The sequence below is a fragment of the Thioclava sp. GXIMD2076 genome, assembly GCF_037949795.1.
GTDB classification, from domain to species: Bacteria; Pseudomonadota; Alphaproteobacteria; order Rhodobacterales; family Rhodobacteraceae; genus Thioclava; species Thioclava kandeliae.
Genome location: NZ_CP149932.1, coordinates 1,116,220 through 1,137,425 on the forward strand (window position 1 = coordinate 1,116,220; position 21,206 = coordinate 1,137,425).

Here is a 21,206-nt window from a genome sequence, read left to right on the forward strand (position 1 = left end):
GGCCAATCGGTCAACCCTTCTCGTTGAAGAAGTTGTAGACGGTCTCGGCGGTGGCCTCGGAAATGCCCGGAACCTCCATCAGGTCGGTCAGCCCTGCGCGGCTGACCGCCTTGGCCGAGCCGAAATGCGTCAGCAACGCCCGTTTGCGGGTCGCGCCGATGCCCGGGATTTCATCCAGCGGATTGGCGAGATTGGCCTTGGCGCGTTTGGCGCGATGGGTGCCGATGGCCCAGCGGTGGGCCTCGTCGCGCAGGCGCTGGATGTAATAGAGCACCGGATCCTGCCGCGGCAGCGCCATGACGGGGCGGCCCGTGCGGTAGAATTCCTCCTTGCCCTGATCGCGGTCGATCCCCTTGGCCACGCCGACCATCGGCACATCGGCCACGCCCAGATCATCCATGATCTCCTGCACCGCCGAGACCTGCCCCGCGCCGCCATCGATCAGCAGTAGGTCGGGCCAGGCGTCGGTCTTGCGCTCGGGGTCTTCCTTCAGAAGGCGCTGGAAGCGCCGCGTCAGCACCTCTTTCATCATGCCGAAGTCATCGCCCGGAGTGACCTCGGTATCCTTGATGTTATATTTGCGATACTGGCTTTTGAGGAACCCTTCCGGCCCCGCCACGATCATGCCGCCCACGGCATGGGCGCCCTGAATATGGGAGTTGTCATAGACCTCGATCCGCTCGGGGATCTTGGGCAGGGCAAAGGCCTCGGCCACGCCCTTCAGCAGTTTCGCCTGTGCTTGGCTTTCCGACATCTTCCGGCCAAGGCTCTCGCGGGCATTGCGATGGGCGTTCTCCACCAACTCGGCCTTCTCGCCGCGCTTGGGGACCAGAATCTCGACTTTGCGCTCAGCCTTTTGGGAGAGCGCCTCCGTCATCAGGTCCTCATCCTCGATCGGATGCGACAGCAGGATCTGTTTGGGCGGTGGACGGTTGTCGTAGAATTGCGCCAGAAACGCCTCCAGCACCTCTGCCTCATCGGCACCCGAGCCCGTCTTGGGGTAGAAATCGTGATTGCCCCAGCTTTGATTGGCACGGATGAAGAAGACCTGCACGCAGGCCTGCCCGCCTTCCATATGCAGCGCCACCACATCCGCCTCGGCCACGCCGCGCGGGTTGATGCCCTGCGATTGCTGCACATTGGTTAGCGCCTTGATCCGGTCGCGCAACGCGGCGGCACGCTCGAACTCCATATCCTCGGAGGCAGCCTGCATCTGCTCGGCCAGCTCGCGCTGGATCGAGGTGGTTTTACCCTCGAGGAAGCGCTTGGCATCCTCCACGAGCTGGGCGTAATCGGCTTCGGAGATCTTGCCGACACAGGGCGCCGCGCAGCGTTTGATCTGGTATTGCAGGCAGGGCCGCGTGCGCCCCGAGAACTGGCTGTCCGAGCAGTTGCGCAGCAAAAACACCCGTTCGAGATGGTTGAGCGTGCGGTTCACCGCCCCCGCAGAGGCGAAGGGGCCGAAATAATAGCCCTTCTGTTTGCGCGCCCCGCGATGCTTGGTGATCATCGGGAAAGGATGGTCGGTGGGGATCAGGATATTGGGGAAGCTCTTGTCGTCGCGCAGGAGCACGTTGTAGCGGGGCTTGAGCTGCTTGATGAGGTTCTGTTCCAGAAGCAGCGCCTCGGTCTCGGTGCGCGTGGTCAGGAACATCATGAAGCGCGTTTCCGAGATCATCCGCGCGATCCGTGCCGAATGACCCGAATGGCGCGCATAATTCGACACGCGCGCCTTCAGGTTGCGGGCCTTGCCGACATAGAGCACCTCGTTCTGGGCATTCAGCATCCGGTAAACGCCGGGCGATGAGTCCAGACGTTTCACATAATCGGCGATCAGATCATGGCCGCGCAACGGGGCAGGCTGTGCATTGTCGTTCAAGGTAACCTCGTTCCGGTTGTCCTAAGGGGAGTTAATCATTCACCCCCGATTTTTTAACCATCCGATTCTATTGATCTCTTCGCTCCCCTTTCGGGAAAAGCAAGAGTGGAGACTTTCCACGACTCTTGTGGATAAGCTTGTAGATATCCGCGGGGAAAGCACGAATTTGCCTTGTAACACTGGCATGTCATTGCTTTGCCCGTTTTTTGTGCATTTTTGTAGCCGTTTGAATCCAAAGGAAAAATAATTTTACTGCTGTAACAGGCTGAAAAGATTAGGACTTTGGTAACCGTTTGCAGGCGCGGCTCTGGCGAATATTAACGCGGTTTTGCGCGTGATTATTCCGTTCCCAATATGTCCGGCGTCTGCCAGCCCAGATGTTGTCCGCCATCGGTGCAGATCAGCTGTCCGGTGACCGATTTGGCGTCCATCAGATAGGTGAGTGCCGCGCGGATATCCTCGGGGTCGGAGCCGCGTTCGAGGATGGTGGACTGGCGCTGTTTGGTGAAATGCTCGAGCGTCTGGCGCCCGCCCTGCAGCGTCGGCCCCGGTCCGATAGCATTCACGCGGATATCGGGGGCAAGCCCCATGGCCGCCGTGCGGGTCAGTGCCCAGAGCCCCATCTTGGCCAACGTATAGGTCGAGAATTCCGGCGTCAGCTTTCGCACCCGCTGGTCGATCATATTGATCACCATCGCCTGCGCACGCGGCTCGCCCGCGCTGCGATCCGCCTTGGGGGCCTGTTCGGCAAAGGCCTGCGTCAGCACATAGGGCGCGCGCAGATTGGATTCCATATGCCGGTCCCAGCTCGTGCGGGTGGCCGTGTGGATATTGTCATATTCGAACACGGAGGCATTGTTGACCAGCAGATCGATCGGGGCACCGAGCGCCTTTGCCGCCGCAGGCAGCAGCGGCACCACCTGAGCCTCGTCCAAGAGATCGGCCTGCAGGGTGACCGCGCGCACGCCATGGGCGCGGCAGGCCCGAGCCGTGTCCTCGGCTTCGGCTTCCGAACCGTGGTAATGGATGGCCACGTTGCAGCCACGGGCTGCCAAAGTCAAAGCCATCGCGCGGCCCAGACGTCTGGCTCCGCCGGTGATCAGGGCATTGTGCATGGTTTTCTCCTCCGGCACGCTTGGGATATCAGGCGACGATTGCCACCACATAGCCGATATAGGCCAGTGTGAACGCGATGCCCGTCATTTGGCCGAGCGATTTCCTGAAGAAGATGAATGGCCCGAGAACGAGGGTCGCTGCAAGCATGACCCAGAGATCGACGCGCAGCATTTCCGGCGGCACCGGCATGGTGCCGAAGAGCCCCGCGATGCCCAGAATGAACAGCAGGTTGAAGATATTGGAGCCGATGACATTGCCCAGAGCGACATCAGCACGGCCCTTGAGGGCGGCCGAGATCGAGGTGGCAAGCTCGGGCAGGGAGGTGCCCACCGCTACCAGCGTCAGCCCGATCACCGCATCCGAGATGCCCATGGCGCTGGCAATATCGGAGGCGCCCGAAACCAGAAGATTGGCGCCGATCGGCAGGCCGATCAGCCCGAGGATGATGTAGACCGCAATGGCGCGACCGGTGATGCTGTCCTCGGCACCTTCCACCTCCTCGTCATCGCGGTCACGGCGATGGCCGAGCGCCTGCAGGATCTGGCGGGTCAGGATCGCGCCGATGGCCACAAGCAGCACCACAGCCTTCCACCATGTGATCGGCCCTGTCACGGCCAGCGCGATGAACAGCACGGTCGAGCCCAGCATCATCAGATAGCTCTCGCGCGTGTCATGGGTATGGGTATGGATCACAGAGATCAGCGCCGGAAGCCCCAGCACCAGAAGGATATTGGCCGTGTTCGAGCCGATGACATTGCCAAGCGCGATGGAAGGGTTGTCATTGAGGACTGCCGTGATCGAGACCAGCAACTCGGGCGCGGAGGTGCCGAAGGCCACGACGGTCAGGCTGACGATCAACGCTGGAATGCCGAGCCGGAGCGACAGGTTCACCGCCCCCTTGACCAGCCAGTCGCCTGCGAACACAAGCAGGACAAGTCCCGCGACAACCATTGCGATATCTATCAGCACGAAGGGCTCCTCAGCCTTTTGAAGAATGATGGCCACAAGGGCAACGCCCCGAGCCGATCTTGGGACGCCCGCAATCGGGGCAGCGTGTCTTGCCAAGGCGCTTCGCGCCGGGCAGACCTTTGGGAAGGCGCAGCCTGCCGAACATGGCCAGAACGGCCATGACGAGCAGGAAGATCGCCATCACCTTCAGAAGCATCCTAGAGCCCGTAACGGGCCCGGAGGGCGCGCTCCTCTGCTTCGAGCAATGCCGCGCCGACCGCCTCCTGCGCGATCTGGCTGCCGAAAGAGGCGCCGAAACGCTTGAAGATGGATTTCTTCTGGGTGAAGGGGATCAGCCGGACCTTCTCGCCATAGAGCTCCTTGAGCTTGGGCACCGCATGCGAGAGGCCGTCAATCAGGCCGGTACCCTCGGCCAGTGCCTGACGGCCCGTCCAGACATCACCGGTGAACAGATCGCGTTCAGTGGTCAGGCGCGTTCCGCGGCGGGCGCGCACATGGTCCTTGAAGCTTTCATGCATGTCTTCCAACAGAGCCTTCAGCCGGTCGATATCTTCGGGCTTTTCAGGACGGAACGGGTCCATGAAGCTTTTCGAGCCGCCCGCCGTATGCACGCGCCGCTCCACGCCATGCTTCCCGATAAACTGGTCGAAGCCGAAACCCGAGGAGATCACCCCGATCGAGCCCACGACCGAGGTCGGATCGGTCCAGATATCATCCGCTGCACAGGCCAGCCAGTAGCCGCCCGACGCGGCCACATCCTCCACGAAGGCATGGACCGGCACGCCGGTTTCATCGGCCAGACGCCGGATCCGGGAAGCGATCAGCGCGCTCTGCACAGGCGATCCGCCGGGCGAGTTGATGATCAGCGCCACTGCCGTGGGTCTGGCCTTGCGGAAGGCGCGCTCGATCAGCGGGCCCACCGAGGCATCCGAGAGCCCCGCAGATCCGGGACGGGAGATGCCGATCGCCCCTTGCAGGCGGATCAGCGCGACGCGCGGCTCTTTGCGCCGCAGGGGGAGAAGGGCTTTGAAATCCATGGTGGGGGATGTAAGTCCTCGGACAGAGCCCTACAAGCAAGCCGCTGTCCTTTTCGTGAAGTTTTCGCATAATCGCCCGCACAGAAGGGCAGGGAGGTCCGCATGATCCAGCCAATCCGTCAGCAGACTCTGGCCATAGGTGCCACCGGAGCCGCAGAGCCGCTGATCGAGCCTTTGATCGAGGAGGTGCCGGTGGCGCTGGTCTTTGACGGGGTGACACAGGCCGTGATGATGGCGACCCCCGCCGATCTGGAGGATTTCCTGCGCGGATTTGCTGTAAGCGAGGGGATCATCGCACAGGGCGAGAGCCTGACCGGCATCGAGATCGTGCCCCAGTCGCGCGGGATTGAGGCGCGGGCATGGTTGCCTGCAAGGGCGGGCGCGGCCTTCCGCGACAGGCGGCGCGTGATAGCGGGGCCGGTAGGATGCGGGCTGTGCGGCATCGACAGTCTTTCACAGGCGCTGCGCGAGGTGCCACACAGAGCCTACCGGCCTGTGCTGGGGCTTGCCGAGGCAGCGCAGGCGCTCGACGCGCTGCGCGAGGCGCAGGTGCTGCAGGACGAGACCCGCGCCTGCCATGCGGCGGGGCTCTGGGTGGCGGGTGGTTTGCGGCTCTGTCGCGAGGATGTGGGACGCCATAACGCGCTCGACAAGCTGATCGGGGCGGTGGGAGCTGTGCCCGAGGGAGCTGCTATCATCATGACCTCGCGGATCTCGGTGGATCTGGTGCAAAAAGCCGCGATGATTGGGGCGGGCGCGATTGTGTCGCCCTCGGCCCCCACGGGGCTGGCAGTCGAGGAGGCGCGTATGGCGGGGCTCCAGTTGATCGCACGGGCCCGCCACGCGCCCGAGGGTCGGGCTGATTACACCGCTTTCTGATCCGTTCGGAGACATCGCAGGCGGCGGACGGGCGGCGCCGGAGCGCAGGCCGGTGATAGCAATGTGGGGCGCGACTAGCGCGGGGGGCGCCCCCGGTTTTAGCTGTCGAGCTTGGAGCGCAACTCCTCGGCGTCGCGGCGGGCATCGCGCAGACCTTCCATCGCGGCACGCAACTCCGCTTCGGACTGGTGCAGCTGGTTGGTCAGTTCCGCTTCGCGATGCTCGATATAGGCTAGGGCACGTTCGCGGGTATCCTCGGCCTCGTGCAGGGCATGGGCCATCTGTTCCAACTCGCCCATATCGGCTTTACTCACGCGGGTCAGGCGGTGCAGCAGCCAGCAGGCAAACCATCCAAGGCAGAAGGCGATGAAAAGAATGATGGCTGTGGCAAAAACGAATTCGGTTCTGTTCATATCATAGGGTCCCGCGGGCTTTCATCCGGTCATTTCTTGGAAGTATCGAGATCGGCCGGACGCAGCTTCGGCTTGGCCGGTGATTGCGCCGCAGGGGCCACGGATACCGCGGCATCGGCAGAGGTATCCTGTGTGCCGCCGACCTGATCGGCCTGCGCCTCGCCCTCGGCGGCTTCCTCGACGATGGGAGCCGTCGCGGTGGCGGTCGCTTCGGGCAGGGTCTCGCCGGTATCGAGCGGCTGCTCGTCGAGCAGGGTGAACTCGATCCGGCGGTTTGCCTCACGGCCCGCTTCGGTGCCGTTATCGGCAATCGGCTGGGTCTCGCCAAAGCCTTTGGCCGTCAGGTTGCGCACCGAGACGCCGCGGTCGGCCAGCGCCTGCAAGACGGCGTTGGCACGGTCTTGCGACAGGTCGAGATTCATCTGGTCGCGGCCCTGGCTATCGGTATGGCCATCGACCTCCAGCTTGTAATCCTCGCAGTTCTGGTAGGCTTTGGCGAGGGCGGCAATCGGGGTGGCTCCGTCGGCATCGATCTTGGCCGAGCCGGGCTCGAAGGTGATCTTCTGGCTGGCGAGCACATTGTTGAGACGGGTGGCGCATTCCGTGCCCGAGGGCAGGCCCAGAACCGGATCGAGGCGGCGGTCATAGCGCACCGACAGATCGATCCGTGCAGCCTCGCCGAGCGCCTTGGAGAGCGAACGCGAGATCTCGTCGCTGGCCTGTGCATTGCCCGAAATCCCCGAGACGCGCAGGATATCGGGGCGCACGGTGATCTGCCCCGTATTCAGCTGGTCGAGCGCGGCAAGCCCCGCCATGGTGCGCACACCCCAATCGGCGGGCAGGGCGTCATCCACACGGGTGCTGCCCGAGACACCTTTCGAGCCGAACTGCGCGCGGGCATAGTTCTCGATCATGTCGCGCTGGGTCGCATCCTTGACCCGTCCGCCGATCTTGATCTTGCCCGAGGCGTCTCGCGAGGCGGAGAATTGTGCGATCTGCGCCTGTTCCTGCTTGGGTTTCTCATGCACCGATTGCAGCGAGAAGACATCGGGAAGGTTGGTTTCCAGATCCGCCACGGCCTGATCGAACGCGTCATTGCTGACGGAGGCGGGCACATCGAGTGCGATATCGGTATCGGAATAGGTGATCGTGCCCGCGCCCATCTGGCCGATCGCGGCGATGCCCATGGCGGTCGCATCGGCCCAGTCGGTCGAGGGCACGCCCATCCCCACGGTGCAGCCCAGATCGCCGGTGGCACCCGCCGCTTTGGCAGCCGCCAGGATCTTGGTCTTGGCACGGTCGGTATCGGCCGAGCAGGCGTCGAACCGCGCGCCCTGCTCATCCTTGATGAAGCGCAGCGTGAAGGGCGTGATCACCGGACGCGGGGCCGAGATATTGTAGCTCAGGTCCAGCCCGTCGGGTTTGCGGCGGGTGAGCGCCGTCTCGATGTCGGATTTCTCGCGCTTTGAGGAGGTGATCGCAGTGACCGACACTTTGCCTGCCTCGACCGAGATCTTCGAATGCGGCAGGCTGGCGAGTGTGTCCACGGCGAACTGGTAGGCGGTGTTCCAGCCCACCGGCACCGGATAATCGGCCTCGTCGAGCATATCGACCACCTCGCCGCCCTGCGTGAAGGAAGCCACCTCGTCCATCAGCGCCTTGCGGTCGGTCGAGCTGGGCACCAGCCCGATCAGCGAGATCCCGTCATCATTGCGCAGGATCTCGAGCGAGAAATCGGGCGCGGTCAGATCGGCGATCTTGGTCACATCGGTATTGTCGCGGATACGGGTCGCATCGACGATCCCCGAGACCACCGCCATGGTCCGCAGGCGTTCGGCCTCCGAGGGAGCGGTGCCGCTGATCTGGACCTGAAGCCCGTCGGTGGCGACCTTGGCCCAGCCATGTCCCGAGGTCTCGAGGGCTACGCGCACCTCGGACTGGGTGCGCTTCTCGATCACAGTGGCCGAGCCACCTGCCACGAGTGCCGCGCAGACAAGTGCGGCACCAAAGGCTGTGGCGGTCAGGATCTTGCTTCGCATAAGGCGGGCTCTCCGGTGTCGTTCAGGTTGCGGGATGCTTACGGGTTAGGGGAGATTCCCGCAATCCGCTTGGGGCGATGAGGGTTTACACAATCGCGCCAGCGGCGAAAAACAGCGCAGCGAACAGACCCGCCTTCTGTGCGCGGCGGAAAAGCCGCAGGCAGAGATCGGGATTGTCGATATCGAGCTGTTTCAGCTGCCAGCCCATATGGCCGGCAAAGACCACGGGCCCCATGAGGGTAATCGCCAGTTTGATGGCCGAAGGATCATTGGGCAGCAGCGCCACCAATACGGCGGCCACCATCAGGAGCGTGGCGATGATCAGGAAGCCCAGCAGATATTGCGGCGTCTTCTCGGCAAAGAGGCGGGCGGTGGATTTTACCCCGATCAGCACATCGTCTTCCTTGTCCTGATGGGCATAGATCGTGTCATAGAAGAGCGTCCAGCTGATCCCGCCAATATAAAGGAGCACGGCAGGCAGCCCGAGGCTGCCGGTATGCGCGGTCCATGCCAGAAGCGCGCCCCAGTTGAACGCAAGCCCCAGAAAGACCTGCGGCCACCAGGTGAAACGCTTCGCGAAGGGATAGATCGCCACAGGCGCCAGCGACAGCACCCCCAGCCAGATGGCGGGCGCATTGAAGGTCAGCAGGATCAGGAGCGAGACCAGGCATTGCACCACGGCCCAGACCAGCGCGCCCTTGGCGGTGATCTGGCCCGAGGGGATCGGGCGCGAGCGGGTGCGCGCCACCGCGCCGTCGAAATGGCGGTCGGTGATGTCGTTCCATGTGCAGCCCGCACCGCGCATCAGGAAGGCGCCGATGGTGCAACCGATGACCAGCCACAGATCCCACCAGACAAATCCGCCCGTTGCATTGGCCGCCAGCGCGATGCCCCAGAAGCAGGGCATCAGCAACAGCCATGTGCCGATCGGGCGGTCGGCGCGGCTGAGCCGCAACAGGGGACGCAGGCGGCGGGGGGCGTGATGATCGACCCAGTTGCCATCATAGGCATCATAGACGATACCGTCTGCCTCTGGAGTTTTCCGCCCACTACTCATAGATTTGCCCCATGCAACGCGCCAAGATACGTCTTCATGTAGATCATCCGCTGGGTCAGGGGCAAGTCATCGCCCTGACCGATAAACAATCGCATTATCTCTTCGGCGTCATGCGCGAAGGGGAGGGCAGCCATATCGCGCTGTTCAACGGCCGCGACGGCGAATGGACCGCCACCGTCACCCGCGCCCATAAGAAGGCCGGAGAACTGACCTGTGTCGAACAGGCCGCCCCCCAGCTCGACCCGCCCGATCTGTGGCTGCTCTTTGCGCCGATCAAGAAAGAGCGGACGGATTTCATCGTCGAAAAGGCGACCGAGCTGGGCTGTGCCCGTATCCTGCCGGTGCAAACCGAATTCACCAATGCGGGCCGGATCAAGCAGGACCGCGCGCAGGCCCATGCGATGGAGGCCGCCGAGCAATGCCTTGGCACATTCGTGCCGCCCGTCGACGAGATGCAGAGCCTGATGCAGCTTCTGCGCGGGTGGGACGAGACGCGGCGTATCCTCTTCTGCGACGAGAGCCTCGTGGGTCCGGCCGAGACGCTGGCGCAGCTTGCCCCCGGCCCCTGGGCGATCCTCATCGGCCCCGAGGGCGGGTTCTCGCCCGCCGAGCGCGATATGCTGCGCAGCCTCGACTATGTCACGCCGGTCAGCCTCGGCCCGCGCATCCTGCGCGCTGATACCGCCGTCTGCGCGGCAATCACCTTGTGGCAATCGGCGCTGGGGGACTGGGGTTGATCGCTAGTCGATCGTGCGGGCCTCGAAATCCTTCCGCGCCCGCTCGATCGTGTCATAGTTCTTCTCGGCCCAGAGCCAGACGCCGCAGAAGGCTTTTGATAGGCCCAGCCCCAACTCGGTCAGCCGGTATTCCACCTTGGGCGGCACGACCGGATAGACCTTGCGGCTCACCAGCCCGTCGCGTTCCATCGCGCGCAGCGTCTGGGTCAGCATTTTCTGGCTGATGCCGGTGCAGGCGCGCGACAGCTCGCCAAAGCGGGCGCATTCATGCTCGGTCAGGATTTCGATCAGGAGCATCGTCCATTTATCGGCGACGCGCCCGATGATCTCTTCCACCAGCCGGTCCACCGCCGGATCGCAGGGCAGGGCGTTCAACTCGGCGCGCAGATCGGTGGTGGACATATCCATACTCTCTTTTGGGTAAGTATAATTCTTTTGGGTGCCTTCTTTCGGAAGGATAGCACGGGCCGCATCTTGTCACCAGAGCAAGAAAGGACAGACCATGAGCTTTACCAATCGCACCATCCTCATCACCGGCGGCAATTCCGGCATCGGTCAGGCCTTGGCCGAGGCACTGCAGGCCGCGGGCAACCGCATCATCATCACGGGGCGCAAGGCGGAGAGCCTGAACGCCATGCTGGAGCGCAATCCCGATATGGCGGGCTACCAGCTGGATGTGACCGACACGCAGGCGCTTTCGGCCTTTGCGCCGCAGGTTCTGGCCGACCATCCCGATCTGGATACGGTGATCCTGAATGCGGGGATCATGGAGCCCGAGGATTACACAAGCGATCCGGTCTCGACCGAAGTGGCCCATCGGGTGATTGCCACCAATCTGACAGCCCCCGTGGAAATGGCGGCAGGTTTTTTGCCGCATCTGCGGGCGCAGCCTCGGGCCGCGCTGGTCACCGTATCCTCGGGGCTGGCTTTCGTGCCCAAAGCCACGACCCCGCTCTATTCGGCCAGCAAGGCCGCGATCCATTCGTGGTCGCAATCGCTGCGCCACCAGCTGCGGGACACATCGGTGCGCGTGCACGAGATCGCGCCGCCGCTGGTGGCGACCGAACTGACGCCGGGCCAGTCGCAGGTGGCGGCGGCCCTGCCGCTTGACGCTTTCATCTCGGAGGTGGTCGGGCAGATGCAGCGCCCGGATGTGCCCGACGAGATTCTGGTCGAGCGTGTGCATTTCCAGCGCTTTGCCGAGAGCGAGGGCCGGTTTGCAGCAGCCTTTGCCGCCATCAATGGCTAGGCTTCCATATGGCGGCGGAAATTCTCCAAGATCGCCTGCCAGCCCATCTGCTGCATGGCGGGCGGGCTTTGGGTCTCCGGCTCGAAGCGGGTGGTGACGCGGGTGCCCCCCGCCACCGGCTCGAAAGCGGTCACCGCCTCGCGCCCGTCATCGAGGCGGATCGCCAGCAGCCGTTCCGGCGCGATCTCGGTGAAGGTCGCGCCGAAATCGAAGGCGAAGCTGCCGTCTTTCGCGGCCATCTTCGAGACCATCCGCCCGCCGACCCGCAGATCGACCTCGGAATGCGGGCAATGCCAGTCGGGCGAGGCGAAATTCCACTCCATGATCCGGGCGGGCTCTGTATAGCCCGCCCAGACCGCGTCCGGCGCGGCGTTGATGGTCGTCTGAACGGTCAGCTTGTCCATTGGGATCTCCTCGGAACGGGCTTTAGGTGCAAATGGTTGCATTCTGCGGGGAGGCGGGCAAGAGTTTGCGCAAAGAGTGTATCAGGACCTGTCATGATCCGTCCCGAGTTGCGTCGCGCGATTGCGCATCATTCCGAAGTGCTACTGGCGCTGGTGCCGCTGGCGGCCGGGCTGTGGCTTGTCTGGCTGGGCGGCTGGGTGCTTTTGCCTGTCGGGCTGGCACTGGTGGCAGGGGCTGTCGCCTGGGCGGTGGTGGCGTGGCGCAGGCTGCGCTTTACGCGTGATGCGGTGGCGCCCGGTATGGTGGAGATCGATGAAGGCCAGATCGGCTATTTCGGGGCGGGGCGGCTGCTGGGCGGACAGGTGGCGCTGCGCGATCTGGCCGAGATCCGGCTCTTGCATCTGAACGGCCGCCATCTCTGGCGGCTCAAGACCGCCGATGGGCAGGCCCTGCTGATCCCCGTCGATGCGGCGGGTGCTGCGCAACTCTATGATGCCTATGCAAGCTTGCCCGGAACCGACATGCGCGCGATTTCTGCGGCATTGGATCGGCGCGTGACCGCACAGGTTTTGTGGAAGCGCTCGTCTGGCTGAGATCGCATTGCGCTTGACTTGACCCGCTATTCGTCACACCTCTTGCCCTCCAAAGGGCCACAAGATTTAGGAGCGTCCATGTCCATTCCGCAGCAGGGCGGTGGCCCGATCGAAGATTTCGCACAGCTTGCCGAATATATGGCCGAGGGCGAAAAGCCCAAGGATGACTGGCGTATCGGCACCGAGCACGAGAAGTTCGGCTATTGCGAGAAGGCCCAGAAGCCGCTGCCCTATGAGGGGCCGTGCTCCATCAAGGCAATGCTGGAAGGCCTGCGCGATACCTATGGCTGGACGCCGGTCGAGGAGCAGGGCAATATCATCGGCCTGACCCATAATGGTGCCAATGTCAGCCTCGAGCCGGGTGGCCAGCTGGAACTGTCGGGCGCGCCTCTGGAGACCATCCACCAGACCTGCGACGAGGTGAACCAGCACCTGCGCGAGGTGCAGAGCATCGCCGACAAGATCGGGGCGCGTTTCATCGGGCTGGGGGCTGCGCCGCAATGGGGCGAGGCCGAGATGCCGATGATGCCCAAGGGCCGCTACCGCCTGATGACCGACTATATGGATAGTGTCGGCACCATGGGCAAAACCATGATGTACCGGACCTGCACGGTTCAGGTGAATCTCGATTTCGCCTCCGAAGCCGACATGGTGCAGAAGATGCGCGTGGCGCTGTCGCTGCAGCCGGTAGCCACGGCGCTGTTTGCCAATTCGCCCTTCCTCGATGGTAAGCCCAACGGGTTCAAATCATGGCGCGCCAATGTCTGGCAGAACCTCGACGAGGCGCGCACCGGCATGCTGCCTTTCGTGTTCGAGGAGGGCTTCGGCTATCAGGCTTGGGTCGATTATGTCCTCGATGTGCCTATGTATTTCGTCTATCGCGATGGCAAATATATCAATGCTCTGGGCCAGTCTTTCCGTGACTTCCTGAAGGGCGAGCTGCCCGCGCTGCCGGGCGAGAAGCCCACGCTTTCGGATTGGGCCGACCATATGACCACCGTCTTCCCCGAGGCGCGGGTGAAGAAGTTCATCGAGATGCGCGGGGCCGATGGGGGGCCGTGGCGCCGTCTTTGCGCGCTTCCTGCCTTCTGGGTGGGGCTGACCTATGACCAGTCTGCGCTGGATGCGGCATGGGATCTGGTGAAGGGCTGGGATCACGAGACCCGCGAGGGTCTGCGTCGCGCCGCCGCGAAAGATGCGCTTCAGGGCGAGTATAACGGCATCAAACTTCATGATCTGGCGCGTGAAGCGGTGGCGATCTCGCAATCCGGCCTCAAGGCCCGCGCCAAGCCCGGTGCCGGCGGACTGGTGCCCGACGAGACCCATTTCCTCAACGCGCTGGAAGAAAGCGTCGAAACGGGGCGCGTGCCCGCCGATGAACTTCTGGAAAAATACCACGGCGAATGGCAGGGCGATCTGTCGAAGATCTATCGCGAGTACAGCTACTGATCCTTTGCCGGACCAAAGAATGCACAAAGCGCGGGGGTAACCCCGCGCTTTTTCATTTGTCGATACCGTGCCGTTTAATGCGGTTCGGGGCCGAAGCGGTTCGTCCCCTCGCGGGTGCGGCCAAGCATGAAGATGAACAGGATGATCTGGCCGAAGAGCGGCAGGAAATGCAGCAGGAGCCACCAGCCCGTACGGTCGATATCATGCAGCCGCCGCACCGAGACCGCCAGAAGCGGGATCAGGATCGCCAGCGAGAACAGGAATTCGAGCGGCCCGCCATTGGAGATGAACCACGCATGGCCTTCGCCCGCGCCCATCGAAAGCCCGCCGAAGATCGCGCCGTCCACAAGGCTGAGGAGGAAATTGCCCAAGAGCACAAAGAGCACGAACCACCAGAACTCGGCGCGGCGCGCGCGCCCCGTAAAACGGGCGTAGTTCTGGGTCAGGCAGGTTTTTACCGCGGATTGGAATGTCATCGGTCCCTCATAGGTTTCGGGGGCAACGATGGTGGCCCCCGCAAGGTTCCCTCAGCCCTTCTTGCCGATCTTGGGCTCGGTGCCTTGTGCCAGACGCGAGATATTGGCGCGGTGGCGCCAGAAGATCAGCACCGCAAGGATTGCCAGCAGCAGCATCAACTGCCGTTCGCCCATCAGCAGCGCCAGCGGCACGGATAGCGCCGCCGAGACCAGCGCCGAAAGCGAGGAGATGCGCGTGGCCAGAGCCGTCAGCAGCCAGATCCCGCAGGCCGCCAGACCCAGCGGCCAGTAAAGCGCCAGCACCGTGCCGAGGAAAGTGGCCACGCCCTTGCCGCCACGGAATTTCAGCCAGACCGGATAGAGATGGCCCAAGAAGGCAAAGCCCCCCGCCAGCTGTGCGGCCAGTGGATCTGCCATGAAATAACGCACCAGCAGCACCGCAATCGCGCCTTTGCCCGAATCGAGCAGGAGCGTGGCAAGGGCTGCGGGCTTGTTACCCGTGCGCAGCACATTGGTCGCCCCGATATTGCCCGAGCCGATCTGGCGCAGATCGCCCAGACCCAGCATGCGGGTGATCACGATACCGAAGGGGATCGAGCCCAGAAGATATCCCAGCAGGGACACAAGGGCCAGAATGGCCGGGGTCTGTTCGGTCACCGGGATGCTCCTCTTTGATCAGGCGGTCTGGTTGGCGCGGTCGTAGACCTTGACGCCTGCGACGAAGGTCGCCAGCACCTTGCCCTCCATGCGCTGGCCGTCAAAGGGGGTATTCTTCGATTTCGACTGCAATGTCCACCGGTCGAGCACGAAAGGTGCATTCGGATCGAAGAGCACGAGATCGGCGGGGGCTCCCTCGGCGAGTCGGCCCTGCGGCAGGCCCAGACGTTTGGCAGGGTTGAGCGACATGGCGCGGAAGAGCTGCGGCAGGCTCAGATGGCCCGCGTGATAAAGGCGCATCGCCGCCGGAATGAAGGTCTCGAGCGCCACGGCGCCGGAGGCGGCCTCCTCGAAGGGCAGGCGCTTGGATTCCTCATCGGCGGGCGTGTGCATCGAGCAGATGATATCGATATGGCCATCGGCCACGGCCTCGACCATCGCCAGCCGGTCCTCTTCGGAGCGCAACGGCGGGGTTACCTTGAAGAAGGTCCGGTAATCGCCCACATCCAGCTCGTTCAACGTCAGGTGGTGGATCGAGATCCCCGCCGTCACATCCAGACCCGCCTGTTTGGCGCGGGTCAGCGCGGGCAGGGCGCGGGCGGTGGTGATCTGATCGGCATGGTAGCGCACGCCGGTCATCTCGACCAAGGCCAGATCGCGCTCGAGACCCATCCGCTCGGCCATCGGCGAGACACCCGGCAGGCCGCGCAGCGAGGCGAATTTGCCGGAGGTCACGGCCGAGCCCTTGGAAAGCCCCGGCTCCTGCGGATGGCAGACCACCAGCGCGCCCAGCGACCGCGCATAGGTGAAGGCGCGCGAGAGCACCTTGTTATCGGTGCTGACATGGGTCACATCGCCAAAGGCCAGCGCGCCCGCATCCATCAGGAAACCGAGTTCCGTCATCTCGCGGCCCTCGCGGCCCTTGGTCAGCGCCGCCATATGGTGGATGCGAACGGGGGCCTGTGCCGCGCGGCGCGTCACGAATTCGAGCGTCTCGGGATTGTCGATGGCGGGCGTCGTGTCGGGGCGGGCGATCACGGTGGTCACCCCGCCTGCCGCCGCCGCAAGCCCTGCGGTGCGGAAGCTCTCGCGGTGACGCTCGCCCGGCTCGCCGATTTTCACGCCCAGATCCACGATCCCCGGCGCCAGATATTTGCCACCGCAATCGATCACCTCGGCGCCTTTGGGGGCGGACATCTGCCCGATGGCGGCGATCTTGCCGTCATCAATCACCAGATTGCCCGTGGTCTCGGTCAGGGCCTCGGGGTCGATCAGGCGGGCATTTTCAAGAAACAGGGTCATGGGGTCACCTCACTGGCTGTGGCCTGCCCGGATCTGGCGGATCAGGTCGGAGACTTTTTCAGCGTCTGTAATATCGTGGAAATAGGCGGGAACGGCGTCATGGACGGGCATGTCGTCCATGCGCATGGATTGCGGGCGGCGCTGGCGTGTGCCGATCTGCACCGAATGCGGGTCATTGTCATCAAGCCGCCCCGCATCGTCATCGACAAAGAGCGAGAAGCGCGAGAGCTTGGCATTTGTGGCGGGGCCGGTGGCAATATAGGCCGCACGGTCGGTCAGCAGATAGCGCTCGGCATGCGGGTTGCGGCGGATGGCGATGATTTGCCCGATCAGCCAGACGAGCGCGAGCGCCGAGAACACCACGGGCACTTCCAGATCGCGCTGGGTGGTGGCAAAGAAGGCCGTCCAGAGCACCGCGATCGCCAGCAGCACGGCTGGACCCCGCGCCGTGTTATGCAGCACCGATCCCATGCGCATCCCCTGCCAGAGCACGGCCTCATCGGTGGGAATCCGGCCGCTCCACGGGGCATGCAGCCGCGAATGCGGTGTGGTTATGCGCGGGATCGGGCTCATTGCGCGGCATCCCGCCTCTGGCGGGCGGCCTCGATCTGCGCGATGGCTTCTTTCGCATCGGCCAGATGCTCGATGCGGAAGCGGCGACCATCATTATTGATGATCTGCACATCGCCCAGAAACGGGATCAGCTTCTGGATTTCCAGAAGCAGGAGCGAGCGCCCGCGCGGACCGATCAGACGCCGGTCGGTCAGATACCATGTCACGGAAAACACCCGACGATAGCCCATCATCACCGCAAAAACCTGCGCGATCAGCACGACCCCCATCAGCGCCAGAAGATTCTGGCCCGAGGTGATCAGGTTGCCGACAAACAGCGCCACTGCGAGCGTGGTCAGCACCCAGAAGATCTGGATCGAGAAAAAGCGCCGCCGATCCGCGCGGAACGCGGCAAGGGGCGTCTCGTCAGGGCTCGTATCGGGCGTGTCAGGCATAGGTGCCTTCACTAAGCGCACGGCCCCGCTCGGCGCGCAGGTTACGTGCCAGAAGATCCATGCAGGCCTGACGCACGGCCACGCCCATCTCGACCTGTTCCTGAATGACCGAGCGGTTGATATCATCAGCGATGGTGCCGTCGATCTCGACGCCACGGTTCATGGGGCCGGGATGCATGACAATGGCATCGGGCTTGGCATAGGAGAGCTTCTCGGCATCAAGCCCGTAGCGGTGGAAATATTCGCGCTCCGACGGGATGAACCCGCCATCCATCCGCTCTTTCTGCAGCCGCAGCATCATGACCACATCGGCATCCTGCAGCCCCTGACGCATGTCATGGCAGACCTCGACGCCCAGATCACTCGCGCCCGCAGGCATCAGGGTCGGCGGACCTACAAGACGCACACGGTTTTCCATCTTGCCCAGCAGGATCATGTTCGAGCGTGCCACGCGGCTATGGGTGACATCGCCACAGATGGCCACGGTCAGTCGCGAGATGCGGCCTTTCTCGCGGCGGATGGTCAGCGCATCCAGAAGCGCCTGCGTCGGGTGTTCATGTTTGCCGTCGCCTGCATTGAGCACTGCCGCCTCGACCTTCTGCGCCAGAAGGTCCACCGCGCCCGAATTCTGGTGGCGCACGACCAGCAGATCGGGATGCATCGCGTTGAGCGTCAGCGCGGTATCGATCAGGGTCTCGCCCTTCTTCACCGAAGAGGTCTGCATCGACATGTTCATCACATCCGCACCCAGACGTTTTCCGGCCAGCTCGAAGCTTGCCTGCGTGCGGGTCGAGTTCTCGAAGAACATGTTGATCTGGGTCATGCCGGCGAGCGCGTCGGTCTTCTTCACCGTGCGGCGGTTCAGGTCGACATATTTCTCGGCCAGATCCAATACGGTCAGAATATCTTCCTGAGAGAGATGCTCGATCCCCAGAAGGTGCCTTTGCCGAAACGCCATTGCAGCCACTCCTTATCCCGCCATGTTGGCGGGCTTATCGCAAATCGGAGCGGCTGCGTCCAGAGTGGATCACGGCCATCGGGGGGCGGGACAGAGCCGTAACGCCCGCCCCGCCGCTTTGCCGCGCCCGTCCCTGCACAGCCGGAGATTGAATATTGCGACATTTCGAGCACAGGATGATAAGCCTTTTGTGGGGGTATCTTCTCTTTTTATAGATTGCGGTTATCGGGCGATGGCCTGCTGGTTTGGAGCAGGCTTGGGAGAGTTTGAATGAAATACGTTATTATTGGTGGTGCCGCGCTGGCCCTGTCCTCGACCGTCGCTTTTGCTGGCGGCTATACGACCCCCGTCGTTGAGGCCGCTCCGGTGGCCACGGCCGTTGTCGCACCGGTCGCTGACTGGTCGGGGGCCTATGTCGGTGGCAATGTGAACTATGGTTCGGCATCCATTGACGCGACCGGTGATCTCGGCGACCTGCTGGAGGCTTTCGGCGCTGACAAAACTCTGGCCGAGCCCGATGGGGCAAGCGCTGCCCTGCGCGCAGGCTATGATTGGCAATTCGGCCAGACAGTGCTTGGACTGGGTGGCGAATACAACTTCGGCAAATACAAATCGGGTCTCGCGAACGGCTATGACGCGTTTGTTGGCGAAGATGTGGATTTCGAGATCAAGAATGTCGCCACGATCTTCGCGCGCGCAGGTTTTGCGTTCAACGACAAGTTCATGGCCTACGGGCTGCTTGGCTATAGCTGGGGTAAGCTTGAAGCCTCGGTCGATGGTCTGGGCAGCGAGGAAGAGGATCTTGACGGCGTGACCATCGGTCTGGGTGGCGAGTATCTGATCAATGACAAATGGTCGGCCTATGGCGAATACGCCTACACGGATTTCGGCGATATCGACAATACCGAGGGGAATGTCGAAGCCGATCTGCACCAGATCAAAGCCGGTGTGAACTACCGCTTCTGATTTTCGGGAGCCTATGGTCAGGGGAGGGCGGTCCATGCGGGCCGCCTTTTCTTTTGGCCCTCGCCAAAAGAAAACCTCCGCAACTCAATGCGGAGGTTTGTGGCATGGTTCGTGAAACCCGTAAAGCTTAACGGCTGAACTTCTTGTGTTTCACGCGCTTGGGCTCGGCGGCATCGGGGCCGAGACGGCGGATCTTGTCGGCCTCGTAATCCTCGAAGTTGCCTTCGAAGAACTCGACATGGCCTTCGCCCTCGAAGGCGAGGATATGCGTGCACAGACGGTCAAGGAAGAAGCGGTCGTGCGAGATGATCACGGCCGAACCCGCAAAATCCTCGATAGCCGCTTCCAGCGCCTGCAGCGTTTCCACGTCGAGGTCGTTGGTCGGTTCGTCAAGGAGCAGCACATTGCCGCCCGATTTCAGCAGCTTGGCCATGTGGACGCGGTTACGTTCCCCGCCCGACAAGAGGCCCACTTTCTTCTGCTGGTCGGCGCCTTTAAAGTTGAACGCCCCGCAATAGGCGCGCGAGGCGATCTGCGCATCGCCCAGCACAATCATCTCGGCACCCTCGGAGATCTCTTCCCAGACGTTCTTGTTGGGGTCGAGCGCATCGCGCGACTGGTCCACATAGGACAGTTTCACGGTCTCGCCGACCTTGATCGTGCCCTCGTCGGGTTGTTCATTGCCGGTCAGCATCTTGATCAGCGTGGATTTACCTGCGCCGTTCGGACCGATGACGCCCATGATGCCGCCCGGCGGCAGCGAGAAGGACAGGTTCTCGATCAGGAGCTTGTCGCCCATGGCTTTGGTCAGGTTCTCGACCTCGAAGACCTTGCCGCCCAGACGCGGGCCGTTCGGGATGACGATCTGCGCCTTGCCCACACGGTCCTTGACGCCCTCGTCGGCCATCTTCTCGTAGGCTGCGATACGCGCCTTGGATTTCGCCTGACGGGCCTTGGCACCGGCGCGGATCCATTCGAGCTCTTTCTCGAGGACCTTCTGCTTGGCCTTGTCCTCGCGGGCTTCCTGCTCCATGCGCTTGGCTTTCTGCTCGAGCCAGCTCGAGTAGTTGCCTTCCCACGGAATGCCGCGGCCGCGTTCCAGCTCGAGGATCCACGAGGTGATATCGTCGAGGAAGTAACGGTCGTGGGTCACGCAGAGGATGGTGCCCTTGTATTCGATCAGGTGCTTTTGCAGCCACGCGATGGTTTCGGCATCGAGGTGGTTGGTCGGCTCGTCGAGCAGCAGCATATCGGGCGCTTCCAAGAGCAGCTTGCACAGCGCCACACGGCGGCGTTCACCGCCCGAAAGGGTCGACACATTGGCATCATCGGGCGGGCAGCGCAGGGCTTCGAGCGCGATATCGACCTGACTGTCGATATCCCACAGGTTCTCCGCGTCGATCTCGTCCTGCAGCTGGGCCATTTCATCGGCGGTCTCGTCCGAATAGTTCATCGCCAGCTCGTTATAGCGCTCGAGCTTGGCGGTTTTGGCGGCCACGCCTTCCATCACGTTCTCGCGCACGGTCTTCTCTTCGTTCAGCTCGGGCTCCTGCGCGAGGTAGCCGACCTTGGCTCCTTTCGCGGCCCAGGCTTCGCCCTGGAAGTCCTTATCCATGCCGGCCATAATCTTCAGCAGCGTGGATTTACCCGCGCCGTTGACGCCGACCACACCGATTTTCACACCGGGCAGGAAGTTGAGGCGGATGTTTTCAAAGCATTTCTTGCCACCGGGATAGGTCTTCGAGACACCATCCATATGGTAGACGAATTGGTAGGAGGCCATGCGAATTCCCTTTGGTTCGAGGCAGGTTTGGCGGCCTTTCTAGTCTGAAATGGCGTTTGATAAAAGAGGGCAAGCGCACCGAAGTAGTTAGCAGGCTTATAAGAGTCAAGGTGCGTTTTCGCACATTAGCCTGCTAACTAACTGCGTTTAACTTACGATCCGAACGTTTATATCAACCTCATGAACTGAACGAGACCCCGGCCGGCATAGCCACATGACTCAGCCAATGACCGAG

Annotated in this window: 23 protein-coding genes; 6 read left to right on the plus strand and 17 right to left on the minus strand. The window is 62.8% G+C overall.

What is annotated here, in order from left to right; genetic code table 11:
- Positions 1-10 precede the first annotated feature (10 nt).
- The 5 genes from uvrC to WDB91_RS05525 form a co-directional block, all read right to left on the minus strand.
- Positions 11-1,786: an excinuclease ABC subunit UvrC gene (gene uvrC / locus WDB91_RS05505; protein WP_339114458.1), complete on the minus strand. Its 1,776-nt coding sequence runs from the start codon at positions 1,784-1,786 to the stop codon at positions 11-13.
- 431 nt (positions 1,787-2,217) lie between these two features.
- Entirely contained in the window at positions 2,218-2,994 is a 777-nt protein-coding gene (locus WDB91_RS05510) for an SDR family oxidoreductase (protein ID WP_339114132.1), read from the minus strand.
- Positions 2,995-3,022: 28 nt separating this feature from the next.
- Positions 3,023-3,964, minus strand: a complete 942-nt coding sequence (locus tag WDB91_RS05515; RefSeq protein WP_339114133.1) for a calcium/sodium antiporter — start codon at positions 3,962-3,964, stop codon at positions 3,023-3,025.
- A 10-nt stretch (positions 3,965-3,974) separates the two neighbouring features.
- On the minus strand, positions 3,975-4,160 hold the full coding sequence (locus WDB91_RS05520) for a hypothetical protein (RefSeq protein WP_339114134.1): 186 nt from the start codon (positions 4,158-4,160) through the stop codon (positions 3,975-3,977).
- Between the two features lies 1 nt (position 4,161).
- Positions 4,162-5,001, minus strand: a complete 840-nt coding sequence (locus WDB91_RS05525) for a S49 family peptidase (RefSeq protein WP_339114135.1) — start codon at positions 4,999-5,001, stop codon at positions 4,162-4,164.
- A gap of 102 nt (positions 5,002-5,103) precedes the next feature.
- Between WDB91_RS05525 and fdhD the strand changes: the two genes are divergently transcribed.
- Positions 5,104-5,880, plus strand: a complete 777-nt coding sequence (fdhD, locus tag WDB91_RS05530; RefSeq protein ID WP_339114136.1) for a formate dehydrogenase accessory sulfurtransferase FdhD — start codon at positions 5,104-5,106, stop codon at positions 5,878-5,880.
- A gap of 98 nt (positions 5,881-5,978) precedes the next feature.
- Here the strand turns inward: fdhD and WDB91_RS05535 are convergent, their stop codons facing one another.
- The 3 genes from WDB91_RS05535 to ubiA all read right to left on the minus strand — a co-directional run bounded on the left by WDB91_RS05535 (position 5,979) and on the right by ubiA (position 9,389).
- Complete coding sequence (locus WDB91_RS05535; RefSeq protein WP_339114137.1) at positions 5,979-6,293, minus strand: hypothetical protein; 315 nt, start codon at positions 6,291-6,293, stop codon at positions 5,979-5,981.
- A 29-nt stretch (positions 6,294-6,322) separates the two neighbouring features.
- Positions 6,323-8,332, minus strand: a complete 2,010-nt coding sequence (locus WDB91_RS05540) for an OmpA family protein (protein ID WP_339114138.1) — start codon at positions 8,330-8,332, stop codon at positions 6,323-6,325.
- Positions 8,333-8,417: 85 nt separating this feature from the next.
- Positions 8,418-9,389: a 4-hydroxybenzoate octaprenyltransferase gene (ubiA, locus tag WDB91_RS05545; RefSeq protein ID WP_339114139.1), complete on the minus strand. Its 972-nt coding sequence runs from the start codon at positions 9,387-9,389 to the stop codon at positions 8,418-8,420.
- An 11-nt stretch (positions 9,390-9,400) separates the two neighbouring features.
- On the opposite strand from ubiA, the gene WDB91_RS05550 reads away from it, so the two are divergent.
- Positions 9,401-10,126 (plus strand): 16S rRNA (uracil(1498)-N(3))-methyltransferase, encoded by a 726-nt coding sequence (locus WDB91_RS05550; protein WP_339114140.1) that lies wholly within the window; start codon positions 9,401-9,403, stop codon positions 10,124-10,126.
- Positions 10,127-10,129: 3 nt separating this feature from the next.
- On the opposite strand, the gene WDB91_RS05555 is transcribed toward WDB91_RS05550, so the two are convergent.
- Positions 10,130-10,528, minus strand: a complete 399-nt coding sequence (locus WDB91_RS05555) for a helix-turn-helix domain-containing protein (protein ID WP_339114141.1) — start codon at positions 10,526-10,528, stop codon at positions 10,130-10,132.
- Positions 10,529-10,628: 100 nt separating this feature from the next.
- On the opposite strand from WDB91_RS05555, the gene WDB91_RS05560 reads away from it, so the two are divergent.
- On the plus strand, positions 10,629-11,375 hold the full coding sequence (locus WDB91_RS05560) for an SDR family NAD(P)-dependent oxidoreductase (protein WP_339114142.1): 747 nt from the start codon (positions 10,629-10,631) through the stop codon (positions 11,373-11,375).
- Here WDB91_RS05560 and WDB91_RS05565 read toward each other — a convergent pair.
- A complete protein-coding gene (locus WDB91_RS05565) occupies positions 11,372-11,779 on the minus strand; it encodes an SRPBCC domain-containing protein (protein ID WP_339114143.1) in 408 nt (135 codons plus the stop codon). The two genes, WDB91_RS05560 and WDB91_RS05565, sit on opposite strands and share 4 nt — an antisense overlap.
- Before the next feature lie 93 nt (positions 11,780-11,872).
- On the opposite strand from WDB91_RS05565, the gene WDB91_RS05570 reads away from it, so the two are divergent.
- Both WDB91_RS05570 and WDB91_RS05575 read left to right on the plus strand, forming a co-directional pair.
- The gene (locus WDB91_RS05570; protein WP_339114144.1) at positions 11,873-12,373 is read left to right on the plus strand and encodes a hypothetical protein; all 501 of its coding nucleotides are present in this window, start codon (positions 11,873-11,875) and stop codon (positions 12,371-12,373) included.
- Between the two features lie 78 nt (positions 12,374-12,451).
- Positions 12,452-13,822, plus strand: coding sequence for a glutamate--cysteine ligase (locus WDB91_RS05575; protein ID WP_339114145.1), 1,371 nt, complete (start codon positions 12,452-12,454; stop codon positions 13,820-13,822).
- 74 nt (positions 13,823-13,896) lie between these two features.
- On the opposite strand, the gene WDB91_RS05580 is transcribed toward WDB91_RS05575, so the two are convergent.
- The 6 genes from WDB91_RS05580 to WDB91_RS05605 are packed head-to-tail and all read right to left on the minus strand — an operon-like array spanning position 13,897 to position 18,222.
- Entirely contained in the window at positions 13,897-14,298 is a 402-nt protein-coding gene (locus tag WDB91_RS05580; RefSeq protein WP_339114146.1) for a DUF805 domain-containing protein, read from the minus strand.
- 51 nt (positions 14,299-14,349) lie between these two features.
- The gene (gene plsY, locus WDB91_RS05585; protein WP_339114459.1) at positions 14,350-14,961 is read right to left on the minus strand and encodes a glycerol-3-phosphate 1-O-acyltransferase PlsY; all 612 of its coding nucleotides are present in this window, start codon (positions 14,959-14,961) and stop codon (positions 14,350-14,352) included.
- A gap of 12 nt (positions 14,962-14,973) precedes the next feature.
- Positions 14,974-16,257, minus strand: a complete 1,284-nt coding sequence (gene pyrC, locus WDB91_RS05590) for a dihydroorotase (RefSeq protein ID WP_339114147.1) — start codon at positions 16,255-16,257, stop codon at positions 14,974-14,976.
- 9 nt (positions 16,258-16,266) lie between these two features.
- Positions 16,267-16,830, minus strand: coding sequence for a hypothetical protein (locus WDB91_RS05595; RefSeq protein ID WP_339114148.1), 564 nt, complete (start codon positions 16,828-16,830; stop codon positions 16,267-16,269).
- Positions 16,827-17,264: a hypothetical protein gene (locus WDB91_RS05600; protein ID WP_339114149.1), complete on the minus strand. Its 438-nt coding sequence runs from the start codon at positions 17,262-17,264 to the stop codon at positions 16,827-16,829. The genes WDB91_RS05595 and WDB91_RS05600 overlap by 4 nt, the downstream gene beginning before the upstream one ends.
- Positions 17,257-18,222, minus strand: coding sequence for an aspartate carbamoyltransferase catalytic subunit (locus tag WDB91_RS05605; RefSeq protein ID WP_339114150.1), 966 nt, complete (start codon positions 18,220-18,222; stop codon positions 17,257-17,259). The genes WDB91_RS05600 and WDB91_RS05605 overlap by 8 nt, the downstream gene beginning before the upstream one ends.
- Positions 18,223-18,492: 270 nt before the next feature.
- Between WDB91_RS05605 and WDB91_RS05610 the strand changes: the two genes are divergently transcribed.
- Positions 18,493-19,188, plus strand: a complete 696-nt coding sequence (locus tag WDB91_RS05610; RefSeq protein ID WP_339114151.1) for an outer membrane beta-barrel protein — start codon at positions 18,493-18,495, stop codon at positions 19,186-19,188.
- A 127-nt stretch (positions 19,189-19,315) separates the two neighbouring features.
- Here WDB91_RS05610 and ettA read toward each other — a convergent pair whose 3' ends face one another.
- A complete protein-coding gene (ettA, locus tag WDB91_RS05615) occupies positions 19,316-20,971 on the minus strand; it encodes an energy-dependent translational throttle protein EttA (protein WP_339114152.1) in 1,656 nt (551 codons plus the stop codon).
- Positions 20,972-21,206 lie beyond the last annotated feature (235 nt).